The 13,708-nt window shown below is 42.1% G+C and carries 12 protein-coding genes and 1 pseudogene; 3 read left to right on the plus strand and 10 right to left on the minus strand.

What is annotated here, in order from left to right; all coding sequences use genetic code 11:
* Positions 1 to 3: 3 nt before the first annotated feature.
* From ACOCD9_RS05330 to ACOCD9_RS05355, 6 genes are all read right to left on the minus strand, one after another.
* Positions 4 to 273: a monovalent cation/H(+) antiporter subunit G gene (locus ACOCD9_RS05330; RefSeq protein ID WP_002752066.1), complete on the minus strand. Its 270-nt coding sequence runs from the start codon at positions 271 to 273 to the stop codon at positions 4 to 6.
* A complete protein-coding gene (locus ACOCD9_RS05335; protein ID WP_002739224.1) occupies positions 270 to 521 on the minus strand; it encodes a hypothetical protein in 252 nt (83 codons plus the stop codon). The genes ACOCD9_RS05330 and ACOCD9_RS05335 overlap by 4 nt, the downstream gene beginning before the upstream one ends.
* Positions 518 to 901 (minus strand): Na+/H+ antiporter subunit E, encoded by a 384-nt coding sequence (locus tag ACOCD9_RS05340; protein ID WP_287700234.1) that lies wholly within the window; start codon positions 899 to 901, stop codon positions 518 to 520. The genes ACOCD9_RS05335 and ACOCD9_RS05340 overlap by 4 nt, the downstream gene beginning before the upstream one ends.
* A complete protein-coding gene (locus ACOCD9_RS05345) occupies positions 898 to 2,334 on the minus strand; it encodes a cation:proton antiporter (protein WP_287700235.1) in 1,437 nt (478 codons plus the stop codon). The genes ACOCD9_RS05340 and ACOCD9_RS05345 overlap by 4 nt, the downstream gene beginning before the upstream one ends.
* On the minus strand, positions 2,331 to 2,678 hold the full coding sequence (locus ACOCD9_RS05350) for an NADH-quinone oxidoreductase subunit K (protein WP_002761414.1): 348 nt from the start codon (positions 2,676 to 2,678) through the stop codon (positions 2,331 to 2,333). The genes ACOCD9_RS05345 and ACOCD9_RS05350 overlap by 4 nt, the downstream gene beginning before the upstream one ends.
* 127 nt (positions 2,679 to 2,805) lie before the next feature.
* Positions 2,806 to 4,230, minus strand: coding sequence for a Ni/Fe hydrogenase subunit alpha (locus ACOCD9_RS05355; RefSeq protein ID WP_419546649.1), 1,425 nt, complete (start codon positions 4,228 to 4,230; stop codon positions 2,806 to 2,808).
* Positions 4,231 to 4,916: 686 nt separating this feature from the next.
* Here ACOCD9_RS05355 and ACOCD9_RS05360 point away from each other — a divergent pair.
* Positions 4,917 to 5,903 (plus strand): RNA polymerase sigma factor, RpoD/SigA family, encoded by a 987-nt coding sequence (locus ACOCD9_RS05360; RefSeq protein ID WP_419546650.1) that lies wholly within the window; start codon positions 4,917 to 4,919, stop codon positions 5,901 to 5,903.
* A gap of 526 nt (positions 5,904 to 6,429) precedes the next feature.
* Complete coding sequence (locus ACOCD9_RS05365; protein ID WP_287700238.1) at positions 6,430 to 7,404, plus strand: PEP-CTERM sorting domain-containing protein; 975 nt, start codon at positions 6,430 to 6,432, stop codon at positions 7,402 to 7,404.
* Positions 7,405 to 8,177: 773 nt separating this feature from the next.
* On the opposite strand, the pseudogene ACOCD9_RS05370 reads toward ACOCD9_RS05365, so the two are convergent.
* A pseudogene (locus ACOCD9_RS05370) lies at positions 8,178 to 9,197 on the minus strand (IS1634 family transposase); the annotation flags it as partial.
* 433 nt (positions 9,198 to 9,630) lie between these two features.
* On the opposite strand from ACOCD9_RS05370, the gene ACOCD9_RS05375 reads away from it, so the two are divergent.
* Complete coding sequence (locus ACOCD9_RS05375; RefSeq protein WP_419546652.1) at positions 9,631 to 10,560, plus strand: DUF1350 family protein; 930 nt, start codon at positions 9,631 to 9,633, stop codon at positions 10,558 to 10,560.
* Here ACOCD9_RS05375 and ACOCD9_RS05380 read toward each other — a convergent pair.
* From ACOCD9_RS05380 to ACOCD9_RS05390, 3 genes are all read right to left on the minus strand, one after another.
* A complete protein-coding gene (locus ACOCD9_RS05380; RefSeq protein ID WP_419546653.1) occupies positions 10,557 to 11,360 on the minus strand; it encodes a nucleoside phosphorylase in 804 nt (267 codons plus the stop codon). The genes ACOCD9_RS05375 and ACOCD9_RS05380 overlap by 4 nt on opposite strands.
* A gap of 77 nt (positions 11,361 to 11,437) precedes the next feature.
* On the minus strand, positions 11,438 to 12,838 hold the full coding sequence (locus ACOCD9_RS05385; RefSeq protein WP_194013365.1) for a ferredoxin:protochlorophyllide reductase (ATP-dependent) subunit N: 1,401 nt from the start codon (positions 12,836 to 12,838) through the stop codon (positions 11,438 to 11,440).
* A 16-nt stretch (positions 12,839 to 12,854) separates the two neighbouring features.
* Positions 12,855 to 13,619 carry a DUF5331 domain-containing protein gene (locus tag ACOCD9_RS05390; protein WP_287700243.1) on the minus strand — a complete coding sequence of 255 codons (765 nt, stop codon included), beginning with the start codon at positions 13,617 to 13,619 and terminating at the stop codon, positions 12,855 to 12,857.
* Positions 13,620 to 13,708: the final 89 nt, after the last annotated feature.

A 13,708-nucleotide genomic window follows, 5' to 3' on the forward strand; every position in this document is an offset into this window, starting at 1 on the left:
ATTCTACTCTCGATCGCTAGAAGTATAAGCTAAAACGTAGCCTAACATGGTGTTCCAAATTGCTAGGGAAATTATTGCCAATAATAATAAAGGCCAATTTTGGGGAACTTTCAAAAGTAGCCCGAAAATAATCGCCATCGAACCCAAAGTATCAGCGACAGATAGACCATGTAATTTATATAATACCGAGCGCTTGTCTAAAAGATGCGCCGTTCCCCAAAACCAGAAAAAAACTCCGATAGCGATGCAGATATAACTGAAAATGTCAATCATGATTCGTTCAGTCGTTTAAGAATTTGTGCTAATAACATAAAGCCAGCATTACCGACACTGAGAATAATCACTGCTACCACTCCAATCATCCAATCATCCCGCAGAACCGACACCACTAGAATAATAATCGATGATTTACTGGAAGCACTGGCAAAGGCGGCCATTTTTTGCCAGATGTCATCATTTTTTGCCACTTCATAAAGGGGAATTAATAGGGCGACAATCATGGCAATGAGAACAATATTCATCCCTGGGTACTCCGTTTAATTACATGAACTTCATAACCCTCATTTTCCTTGTATTCGGTGACGATAGTTTTCGGGGTAAAGGTAATCAGAAATATATCCCAAAAAGCCAATCTGGGTGAACGTTTACCCGAAATTCTCTCGAAAATAATTTCTTCTTCCTTGTGGGGACGAAAGATAATTTCAAACGCTTCTTTATAAGCTTGGGGAATAGCTATAAAGACTTTAATTATTACCTTTAACCAATCGCCTAAAGTTTCGCTAGAGGCGAAATTACGGGGCAAAAGAAAAGCAATAGCCACCCCGATCATAATATTAGCGGGGGTAAAATTAGCGGTGAGCAAAAACCACATAGTTAAACGCAGAATTATATGTCCGATCATGCTAAGACCATCCAAAATAATAGAACTAACATTATACTCATCATACCGACGAGATTATCAAATTGTTCCCAGGCTCGCGATAATTTTAGGGATAACTTTTTGAAAACTCCCAGATATAACCACCACCCGGCACCAATGACAGCTAAAGCTTTGATAATATTGGGGATATTATAAGCTTCAACATAGACGGCATTGGATAAAAATAGGGCGGCAAGGAGCAGAATTATTGCTATCCAGAAACCGATAGTTAGCTTCTGTTTACTTTCGCCACCGGCGTGGGGTAAAAAGATAAATTTAGCAAAGGAAATCGCCGTCCCCACCGCCACAAGATTGATCATAATTTCTTGCCAAGGAACTAAATTTTTCATCGTTAACGCTTTCGCCCCAAAACCAGATAATAGGGGGAATCCAGAGATAGAAAAACTAGCAACCACTAGGGCAATCCAGAGGGAATTAGGGATCGATTGTTGCTGTAATTCTTTAAAATTGCGACTGGGTAAAACTCCCGCTAACAGAAATAGGCAAGATTTAACTAAACCGTGGGTAAGGGTATAAAAACCACTGACTACCGGGGCGGCTAAAATAAAACCTAACTGGGAAATAGTATGGAAGGCTAACATCCGCTTGCTATCCTTTTCAAACACTGCGTATGACACGCCAAAAATCGCCGTTAGCACCCCGAAAAGCCGAATTAGGACATCCAAATCCTCTAGGATTAAAGCACAGCGCAGGAGGGGAAAAATGCCCGCTTTTACCACCACCCCCGACATCAGCGCCGAGACGGAGGTTTCCGATTCCGAGTGTGTCATCGGTAGCCATAATCCCGAGACAAAGATTCCCCCTTTGACTAATAATCCCATGAAGATTAAAGCCAAGGCTTCGGGAGGTGCGTCCTTTAAACCAGCAAAAGCAAAGGAATTATTGGCTTTATAGACTAAAACCGCGCCGATTAGGTAAAATAACATCGCCACATTGCTGATAAACAGATAACGCAGGGCAACCCAGAGAGAGCGATCGCTGCGAGGATAGGCAATCACCAGAAAAGCGGCAATACTAATTACTTCTAGGGCAACGTAAACGCTAATAAAATCCTCACAGACGAAGACAGAATTAATGCTGCCGTGGAGAATGATAGCTTGAGCGTAAAAAAAGGCGGTTTTGCTACTTTCCCAGTTATAAAAAATAACTGCCATCGTCACCAGGGCATTGGTGAGGATAAAATAGGCACTTAACTGATCGGCTACCAGTCTCACACCATAATTATCCAGTAGGTTGAGGGTTATGGGGGAGGATTGGCTAAATAAAAGGAGAGAATAGGCGAGAGAGATAATAGTGGCGGCGAGAGCCAGATATTTGTCTAATCGCGGCAATAAATAGATGATAAAGCCGATCAAAAAGGGTAAACTTATCCAGGCGATCGTTAAAGTATTCATGGTGTGTTATTTTTTTCTATCTCACTGCTGTCGAGGGTGGGGTTATCTTTGGCTAATTTCATTACTCCCACCAGCATTAACGCCTGAATGGAAAAACCGATGACGATCGCTGTTAAAATCACTGCTTGGGGTACAGGATCGGCGTAATTTTGCTGTTTAACTGTACTGAGGATGGGAGTAAACAAACCGTCACGGGAAGAAATCACCACATAGTAGGCGATAACGCCGGTACTCATGACATCCATGGCGATAATCTTCATGATTAAGTTTTTTTTCAGGAATGTTCCTAAAAATCCGCACAAAACGGTGGCGAATACAAATAACTCTAGCAGGGGAATCGTCACTGGGCTTCTTGATTAGATTTGGTTATGAGTCAAAATACTTTTTCTAATTATCCTCGATCGAGTCATCGAGGCCTAGGGTGTTAGGAGGAATTTGCCCTATTTCCCAACACCCTAACAACTTAGATAATTAACCCCTTTGTCGAGTATTAATCACCTCACCGGCTGCATTAACTAACTCTAGCTGTAGCGGCATTTGTCCCATCGCGTGAGTGGAACAACTTAAACAGGGATCATAGCAACGAATACCCGCTTCCACGCGGTTTAACATCGCTTCGGGAATTTCGCCACCATGGATATAATGTTGGGCGATTTGTTTCACCGTTTGATTCATGGCTAAATTATTATTACCCGTGGCAATAATCAAATTCACCGTTTCAATCAAACCATTTTCATCCACTTTATAATCATGGAATAAAGTACCCCGGGGCGCTTCACTAACTCCCACCCCTTGCAGATTATTAATTCCTGCTTCGGCCCGGCAGCGTTGAGAAACTATATCGGGATCGTCGATTAAAAGTTCGATACGCTCTAAACAGCCTAAAATCTCCACTAAACGAGCATAATGATAGTAAAAAGAAGAGGTGGCTACACCACCGACCCGATGGCGATATTCGCGTAACTCCATATCCGCCCCCTCCGTGCCAAAATGGGAACAAACATTTAACCGGGCCAACGGACCAACTCGATAGATACCGTTGGGATAACCGAGGGGTTTATAGTAGGGAAACTTCAAATAAGACCATTTTTCCACTGATTCGCCGATATAATCGCGATAATTGTCTTCGCTCAGGTTATCGGCCACGATATTGCCTTGACTATCGGTAAAACGAATATGGCCACCGTAGTGTTCCCACTCGTCCCGTTTACCCACCAATCCCATAAACAGGGAAGGGAAATTACCAAAAGCGGCGATTTCTGTGGTTAAATTGTCTAGAAGTCCTTTAAAAAGGTTTAAAGCCGTGTAAAGAGTCGCTTTAGACTCCGGCAGTCGTTCTTTAATCCATTGTCGCCCTTCTTCGCTTAAGGGAGAACGCACACCTCCTGGGACAGACCAAGCGGGGTGAATTTTTTTCGCCCCCAAAAGTTCAATAACTTTCTGTCCAAATTGACGTAAACGGATGCCTGCTCGCGCTAGGTCGGGATCGGCGGCGATTAAACCGAAAACATTCCGTTTGGCGGGGTCACTTTCCCAACCAAGCAGAAAATCGGGACTGCTAAGATGGAAAAAGCTTAAAGCATGGGATTGGGTTAATTGTCCCAAATTCATCAAGCGCCGCAGTTTTTCACCCGCAGGGGGGATTTGCACCGCTAGAATTTTATCGCCGGTTTTGGCGGCACAAAGTAGGTGACTAACGGGACAAATCCCGCAAATTCGGGCAGTAATTCCCGCCATCTCCCACATCGGCCGTCCCTCGCAGAATTTCTCGAAACCGCGATACTCGACCACATGAAAACGCACGTCATCCACTTCCCCCCCATCGTCAAGGAAAATCGAGATCTTGGCATGGCCTTCGATCCGGGTGACGGGATCGATAACGACGGTTTTAGTCATAGTAAGTCCTCATTGTTCAGGAGTTCCACAGAACGGTATTGTGGAGAGTGCGATCGAGCTTGGTTTAAACGATAATTTATCCCGATCTCCGCCCTGCTGTTTCTATGATAGTTATTACCCTCCTAGCAATCCTAATTTTTATAACAATTTTTCCCGATTCTCAATCGCGGCTAATTTGGCATTTTGTAGCAAATACTACAGAAAATAGTTCGGAAATCCGCAATGATTACATCTCCCTTTGCTGGTGTTGATCGGCCATTATATATATAGGAGTCGGTTCTCGGCTGTCAGTTTCCCTCTCAAAGCTGAGGGTGGAAGGGTCGGAAGTCAGCCGGATTGTTGAAGGCTAATCGGGAAAACCACCTTTTTGTCTTGTAATCTTACCTAACAGTATAAGCGGCACTACCGAGGATTCAGGAAAAAGCGACCCAAAAACAAGCGATTGTAGTTGATAGTCCTACACTATAATACTTTTGTTCTGGATGTTGAGAAAAAAGCATAAACTTAACATCATACCAAAGAATGAATTAACTATGAACCTTTAGGGGGTTGTCTGCGTCTAAAAGCGCAGGATACAATCAAAAGAATTCCGAATCAAACTCATACCGACTTCAGATAAGCCAGACTCACCCGCGAGTCGGAATAGTAACAGACTTTTTCTGTGTCAAGGAGTCACCACCAAACCAATGCCCACCGCAAAAACCAACCAAACTCAATCACAGCCCACCCTCAATGCCGATATGGTGCGTACCTATCTGCACGAAATTGGGCGAGTTCCTCTCCTAACTCACGAACAAGAAATTATTTACGGCAAACAAGTCCAACGGATGATGAGCCTGTTAGAAGCGAAAGAAGCACTATCGAAGCAATTAGGACGGGAACCACAGCGCTTGGAGTGGGCGGATTCGGTGAATTTAAGCGAAAATGAACTGGATCGCGCCTTGAAAACTGGCGATCGAGCTAAACGGAAAATGATTGAAGCTAACCTCCGCTTGGTGGTTGCGATCGCCAAAAAATATCAAAAGCGGAACATGGAATTCCTAGATCTAATTCAAGAGGGTAGTCTGGGATTAGAAAGGGGTGTAGAGAAATTTGATCCCACCAAAGGTTATAAATTTTCTACCTATGCTTACTGGTGGATTCGACAAGCGATTACCCGTGCGATCGCTCAACAGGCCCGCACTATTCGTTTACCCATCCATATCACCGAAAAACTGAATAAAATCAAAAGAACCCAGCGCGAACTCGCCCAAAAACTGGGGAGAAGTGCTACCCCTGCCGAGATTGCCCTGGAATTAGATCTAGAACCCGCTCAAATCCGCGAATATCTCAGTATGGCTCGTCAACCCATCTCCCTTGATGTGCGCGTCGGCGATAACCAGGATACGGAATTGTCGGAATTATTAGAAGATAGCGGAGTTTCTCCCGATACCTTCATCACCCAAGAGTTATTACGGCAAGACTTAGCCAATCTCCTGGCCGAATTAACTCCCCAACAACGGGAAGTAATTACTCTCCGGTTTGGTTTAACCGATGGTAAAGAGTTATCCTTAGCCAAAATCGGCCAGAGAATGAACATCAGTCGGGAACGAGTGCGACAATTAGAACATCAGGCCCTGGCTCATTTACGCCGTCGCCGGGCTAACGTCAAGGAATATATTGTCGCTAGTTAGTAAAATTAGCAAATAATCAAAAAGGAGAGCTTGCGCTCTCTTTTTTTTGGGTTTATTAACTAATCTTAACAAAAAAAAAGGGGAGAATTCTTCAAGTTTCGTTAACTGCAAGATCGATAAAATGTTAATTTTTATATCAATTTTAACCCGTCTTGAAAAAATCTTTAAAAATATGTCCAACTTTGTAGAAAAAATCTGAGTAGCTTTGTTAACTTTTGTCTATTTTGTTTCATAAAATATCTCTAAAAAAAGATTTAAATTTAAGCCAAAATAGATGAATACGATTGACTTTCAAAATTCAATTATCTATATTTAATGTAAGTCGAGTGAAAAATATTTAAGGAATAAATTGAGTCCTTAAATCTCTTTATTTCAACGGTCAAATAAAGGGATGACTGGCGTATAAACCAGACTCAACTCTTTGCAGGTTTCGACATCTTCTCCGTAAGCGATTTCGCTTTAATTGGACACAAAAATCATTAGGGAGATAGTTATGATAAATGAAAAATATGACTCTTCTGGGCGAGTGAGTCACTCAATCAAGATCGCTCTAGGTTTTGCTCTAGCAGGTGCTGTCGCTTTCCCGGCAGCAACGCAAGCGGCGACTAATGCCCAAAAACAAGCGGCGATCAACAGTGGCTTGGCCTGGCTGGTAACCCAACAGCAAGCTAATGGGAAGTGGATTTACAACGGAGGTAGTGGAGATGTTGCCGCAACTGGCGCTGCCCTGCTGGCATTTATCGAGGAGGGAAACACCCCGACATCGGGGACCTATAGCGCCAATGTGACTAACGGACTGAATTACCTGTTCAGCAACGCCCAAAGTGCGGGTGTGGGGCTGAGGTTCGGTCCCAACGATTACAATCAGGTTTACAACACTGGGTTAGTCCTGCCTGCTATTATCAAGGCGGCTCCCCTGAGTACGGTGATTAGCTCGACAAACCCCCTCGTCAACGGCAAAACCTATGGCCAGGTGGTTCAGTCGGCGATCGATTACCTGGCTGACGCACAGAATGACACTGGCACTGGGGGTTATGCTGGCGGCTGGCGCTATACGCCCAACTTTGGCAGTTCCGATAACTCGGTCTCCCAATGGCCGGCCCTCGCGGGATTGTATGCTCAAGGGGCAGGTATTACCTGGCCTACCAGTGTGAAGAATCTGCAACTGAACTGGATCGACTACAGCCAGAATGACACGACGGGCGGCTTGGGCTATACTGACCCTAACAGTACAACTCCCCTGCGGACTGGATCGGGACTGGTACAGATGTCCGCTGCTGGCCTAGATACTAGCAGTTCCCGCGTCCAGAATGCCCTAACCTATATCAACAATAATTGGAAAACCTCTGGAACTGGTGGTACTTTTGGCGACTACTATGGTATGTGGGCAGTCTATAAGGGGTTAGAAAGCACTATCGGCCTGGACGATACGACCAGGATCACTAACCTTTTTGGTCAGGGAACGAATCCCCTCGATCCGGGGAGTACCTGGAACTGGTAGGAGGAATTTTCCCAATACCTTGTTGACCACCAAAACATTTCTGATTATTGGTCTGGCGGAACCTTTGGCAGTGTGTCCATGCAAACAGCCTGGGCAATTAATATGCTGCAAGCAACCCAGATTCCAGGACCTGAAAAAGTTCCCGAACCTGCGTCAGTCCTAAGCTTACTTGCAATCGGTGCTTTGGGTGCGGGTTCGGCTTTAACGCGCACATTATTAAAGTAGGAATCTGACTCAGAAATTCGCTACTTAAACATTGATAACTAAAAGCGATCGCACTCAATCAATGCAGTGCGATCTTTTTGAACCCACATTCCGCACCCTAAGTGTCACAACGTCTCAAAAGAGGAAGGGGCATGAGTCAAAATACTTATCTAGAGGAGTTATACCATTTCTCTAAATGAAAACTACACATCGAATTAAAGTCACCCTTTTTAAGGGGGATTTAGGGGGATTAAACTTCTGTAGTCAGACTTTGGAGAATTGGTATTAGTTGGCGGCAAGCTGCCGCCAACTAAGCCGAAAATTTCAGGGTTCCCCCAGTCATTCTCAATAAGCACTGTTTATTGAGAATGACTGGGCAATCAGACTTAATACCATTTTTCTAAAGTAATGGCAGAGATGGTTAATTGCCCTCACCCCCAACCCCTCTACCGTTCTGGGAGAGGGGAGTAGGATACCTGCCACGAATAAAGAAAAATGGTATAACATCTAGGGGGAGATGTTCCAGTTGCTCGCTTTGTTTTGTCACCCCTTGAAGTCAATCCATCTGGTCAAGATAAGAGATAATATTCCTGGCAAGGTTTGGGAAAAAATCTCAAAATGTTGCGCCTCTCATCCGTTAAGTTGCTAATCTTTTGATTGTCTTGAATAGGTCGGAGATGAATCCCTTGAAAGTTCTGAAATATCCAGCGTAATGTTGGTCGGTCAGTTAACTTACCCAACGGATTTTTCAGTCCCGTCTCCTGCTGTTTTAAGTTCAGACGAAGTTGTCTTTCACCAATAGTATAAACCAGCAGGCACAAGCCCATAAGCATGGCCATGACCTCGATTCTATGGGGAGATTTGAGAAAGACACTGTGGGCAAAAAAGCAGGGGTCTTTGAGAAAAGAAAATCCTCTTTCTGGAGCTTGTTGCCCTTTATATTTTTTGAGTATATCATCACTGCTTAATCGTTTTTTATCCAAATCGTTAGTCGCTAAAACGAATCTTCCTGCTCGTTTCTTGAGCTTCTCAATGGCTGGCAAATTCAACTCTAACTCGGCTTGAATTCGGTAGAATTGAGAGGGGGAATTGTCGGTCAGTTTGGCTTTTAATTTCTTCGAGTCAGCTTGAAAGTAATTCCCTTGAATCTCAGTTAACCGATGATATTTTAAGGAGTCAGATAATCCCTTGACTATCGCCAACGCCACCGCTCTATTCTCAAATTCTCCTCGGGATAGTTGGCGGATTTTTTCTTGGGCTGTTTTCTTTTCTTGCTCGATTTTTTTCTCTAATTTTTTCAAGTCTGATTCTTGTCTAGCTTGACTTTCAACTAGCAACCATCTTTGTTCTATCCCCCCATAGTTAGAGCTTGTTTCCCTCCAGGAATAACCTGGTATTTCTGAATCGGTTAACTCTTTTTCTGAGATGCTATCGACTAACTCTTGAGCCTCTTTAATGCTGAAGGGGACTCGAGATAACCAACGCATTTCTCTCATTAGTTTTAAATTCTCTTTGCTATAGAGGGCGCTATCGCTGACTATTAAACTGTCAAAGTCAACTTATTTTTTAAATTCTCGGGCGATTTGACCATCTCCCTCCCATTCCTCAATAACATCAAGTGCAATTAAAGCGTTCTCATTGTCGGCAAATTCAATACGGTACTGAGCAATTTTTTCCGGTGTTAACTGCGTTGCGTCTGACATAATACCATCCTTAAAGCCAAAACCAATTTTTTCCCATTATCTCACCTTATAATCGTCTCGTCGCTAAAGGTTTTGACTTTACCGATGGCAAGTTAATCCGGTCAAGATTAGCTTAGAAGACTAAGAATAAGCGAATTTTTTGGGGTGAGAATTTACTTTTGTCAAAAATTATTACATATTCGCAACAAAATACACTTTTTTGAGCAAATTAATGTACCATACTTAGACAAGGTGATCGATTATTTTGACCGCCGAGATTTTTAATCATTATAAGATTGTTTCCCTAATTGCCAAATTAACAATTACATACCGAAAAACAATGACAGCAGAATTTAAGTTTATTCCCCTGCAATTTCACTGGGTTGCTATCAATCCTAAACCGATTGGGGTTGTCTATTTTATCGGTGGTGCTTTCTTCGGCACTTTTCCCAATCTGTTCTATCGTTATCTGCTCAAACAAGTCTTTGAACGGGGCTATACTATTATTGCTATTCCCTATCGTTTTACTTTTCGTCATTGGAATGTTTCCATAGAAATGGTCAAAGATTTGATTGGATTGAGAAAGGCTATTTATGAAGAAGCTAAGTTTTTGGGCTATGAAGATAACCTTGAGTTGTATTTAGAAGATCCCACTGCTGGTAATCCTAATTATTTTTGGATGGGCCATAGTTTAGGGTGTAAATATATCTCCCTTTTAGAGGTTTTAAGTGATGTGGAAAACACAGAACTAGAACAGGTTTTGAGTGGTTGTGTCGGCAAAAATCAAGCCGAAGATATCCAAAAATCGCTGAATAATACCGATATCCATGCCGTATCCCTGAAAAATCAACCCTCGCTTTTACTGGCTCCTGTAATTGCTGGCATAGATAGCGCAATTCCCATAGCTGCCCTAGCTAAATTAGTGCAAAGTTTGGGTTTAGACGTACAGCCAAATGTGCAGGAAACCCGTTGTTTAATTAGCAATAGTAAGCTATTTCGACTCTTGGAAATTATCGCCTTTGCTAAGGATCTACAGGCTAAAGATACAGTAGCTTGGTTCATTAAAGAACTAAGTCAACAACTCTTAAAACCAGTAGTTCCCTTAGCCAATCGCACCCATCTAGCACCCCTTGGCTGGCGCAATGGCGACCAAGAATTAGCAGATAATGTGATTAAATCAATTCAGGAATTACGCGCTAAACTTATCTCCTGTTATCCCGAAAGTCAGGAAAAAGAGGAAGTCTTAATGAAAATGATTTCTGAACATTAATTAATTGAGGATGGGGAGAGGTTGCTAACGGTCAATATTGCCACATGAATCGCTTTTTCGATGGCTTGTTGTTTGCTTTCTAAACTAATCCCTTCCTCTTTGTTTCTTGCGGCAATCACAGCACAAATACAAGCGGCGGTAAATCCATAAACCCCCGCCATTTTCAATAAAGTTCCCGCTTCCATTTCATAATTGAGAATATTTAAACGTCGATATTCTTCCGTAATTCCCTCTAAATGGCGCTGAAGATAAGGGTTAGCAGAAGACACAATTCTTTCCTGTCCTTCATAAAAACTATCCACAGAAGCGGTAATACCTACATGATAATTTACTCCCAAAAATTGAGCCGATTTGACTAGAGCAACTGTTAAAAAAGGATCCGCCACTGCCGGATATTCCGGAGGAGCAATATCATTAGCTGCACCTTGCCTACATAAAGCCGCTTGCGAGATAATAATATCACCGATTTTTATTCTATTTTGAATTGCGCCACAAGTACCGATACGAATAATAGTTTTAATTCCCACCTGTATTAATTCATTAACCACAATACTCAAAGATGGCGCACCCATGCCACTGGTAGCCAGAAGAATTGGAGTGGAATTATCTAGGTAGCCAAGATAACTATTTAATCCGCGATAATCCGATAGTAAACGTGCATTTTGTAAATAAGTTTCAGCAATATAGCGCGAGCGTTCTGGTTCCCCCGATAATAGGGTGATAGTCGGTTTTACTGTGCCTAAATCCTCACTGCTAAAGTTGAGATGATAGGGTTTTTGGTGAGATAAGTTATTGGACATTGAAGTGAACTAAATACAGAAAAAAGGTAAGGAATTGATTTTCCTTACCTGATGATTGTAGCCTTTTGAAAACAAATTTACACTTTTGCTGACTCTTTAACTAACTTGTCCCAACCCAATTCCTTGAGGTTATTGTTGCGACGCAGGGGACGAGTAGCTAATTCTAAAATATCTCGCGCATTGGTAAAACCATGAATTTGAGCAAAAGTAAATTCTACCGACCATTTAGTGTTAATTCCCCGCGCTTCTAAGGGATTTGCATGGGCCATTCCTGTAATAACTAAATCGGGTTTTAAGTCGTAAATGCGCTGAATCTGATTGTAGTTATCAGGTTTTTCGATAATTTTCGGGATGGGAACACCCATATCATTACAGGTTTTTTCTAGTAATGCTAATTCGGCCGCTTGGTAGCGTTTATCCATGTAAGGAATACCGATTTCATCACAAGTCATCCCGCAACGAATTAGGAAACGTGCCAGGGAAATTTCTAGTAAATTATCCCCCATAAAGAAGACCGATTTACCGCGCACAAGTTGCAGATAATCCTCTAAACTTTCCCAAATTTTTGCCTCTCTTTCTTCTAATCCCTGCGGTTGTACTCCCAAAACAGAACAGATTTTTTCTATCCAAGCGCGGGTTCCATCCGGACCGATGGGAAAGGGTGCGCCAATTAATTTACACTTACGACGACGCATTAAAGTGGTGGCAGTTCGTGATAGAAAAGGATTGACACCGGCCACATAATAACCTTCTTCAATTACCGGTAATTCAGTAAAACGTTTGGCCGGCAACCAACCATCAATTTTAACTCCTTGTTTCTTTAATTCTAGGGTTAAATTAGTCACAATCGGGTCGGGAACGGAACCAAATAAAACTAAAGGAGGATGGTCTTTATATTCCGATTCTTCCTGTTTAATTTCTTCTTTTTTACGTCCAAAAGTTAAGAGTTTCTGGATGGCATTCCGTTCTTCTTTTTCATCTTCGTGCTTAACTTTTTCGGGACATTTATGCACCATAGAAGCGAGGACGGTATCTTCCCCTTGGGTAAAGGCATAATCTAAACCATTAGCGCGTGCTGTCACGATAGGAATACCGATTTCTGACTCTAGTTTCGGTGCTAATCCTTCTAAGTCCATTTTGATAATTTCGGTGGTACAAGTACCAATAAAAACGATAACGCTAGGGTTTCTATCTCGTTTAATTTGTAAGCAGAGGCGTTTTAGTTCTTCGTAGTCTTTTAGTTGAGCGGAAATATCCCCTTCTTCTAATTCAGCCATGGCATAACGCGGTTCGGCAAAAATCATGACACCCATGGCATTTTGCAGGAAGTAACCACAGGTTTTTGTGCCGATAACAAGGAAGAAACTATCTTCGATTTTTTGGTATAACCAAGCAACACAGCTAATCGGACAAAAGGTGTGATAGTTGCCGGTTTCACAATCAAATTGTAAAGCGCTCGGTTCTTGAGTGGCAGTCATGTTTTTAGGTTCTCCTTTAACTTGGTTTATTTAGGTTTTCTCGTTGTAACTCTTGGCGGATTTTTTGCAGTACAGGATCCTCAGTAGTATATAAAGAATTACTTAAGTCTCTTTCTTTCTTTTCTAGTTGTTTCTTCTCAGGATCAAAATTTAATCCTAAAACTTCTAGAAGTTTGTTTCCATCGGAATTAAGCTGACAGAAGGGATACATCCACACTGATAATTGAGATTCTAAAACGGTAATCGCACCTATAATGATGTCAGCACTAGGACGTTTACCACCGTCGGGAGTTTTTCGCCACGAATCTTTAGAATCCATTAAAGACTTAATCCACGGTTGATTGTTTTGGTAGTAATCTAACCATTTATCTGGTAAGATTTTTAGCAATTCCTCAAAAATAATTACTTTGTTTTTTTCGACTGATAATTGTTTTTCTCGGAATCCGTTGAGATATTCAGTGTGCGAATTAGAAATCAGTAATTCTTTTTCCGATTTTTCCAACTCCTTTTTTTCAGAATCAAAATTTAGTCCTAAGACTTCTACCAGTTTGTCCCCATCGGAACTAAGTTGACAAAAGGGATACATCCACACTGATAACTTAGGTTCTAAAGCTGTTGCTGCCGCTATAATTATGTCAGCACTGGGACGTTTACCACCGTCGGGAGTTTTTCGCCACCAGCCTCTAGAATCCATTAAAGACTTAATCCAAGCTTGATTATTTTGGTAGTAATCTAACCATCGCCTTGGTAAGGTGGCTTTTAATTCCTCAAAGTTGCTCATTTTGTCCCCTTGACTGAATAATAATGTTCTCTCTATTAGAATTCCCAATGAGAGGAAAAAATGATCATTATCAAGTCCTCGATAAAATT

This window comes from Microcystis sp. (genome assembly GCF_048564745.1).
In the GTDB taxonomy this organism is placed as follows: Bacteria; Cyanobacteriota; Cyanobacteriia; order Cyanobacteriales; family Microcystaceae; genus Microcystis; species Microcystis ichthyoblabe_A.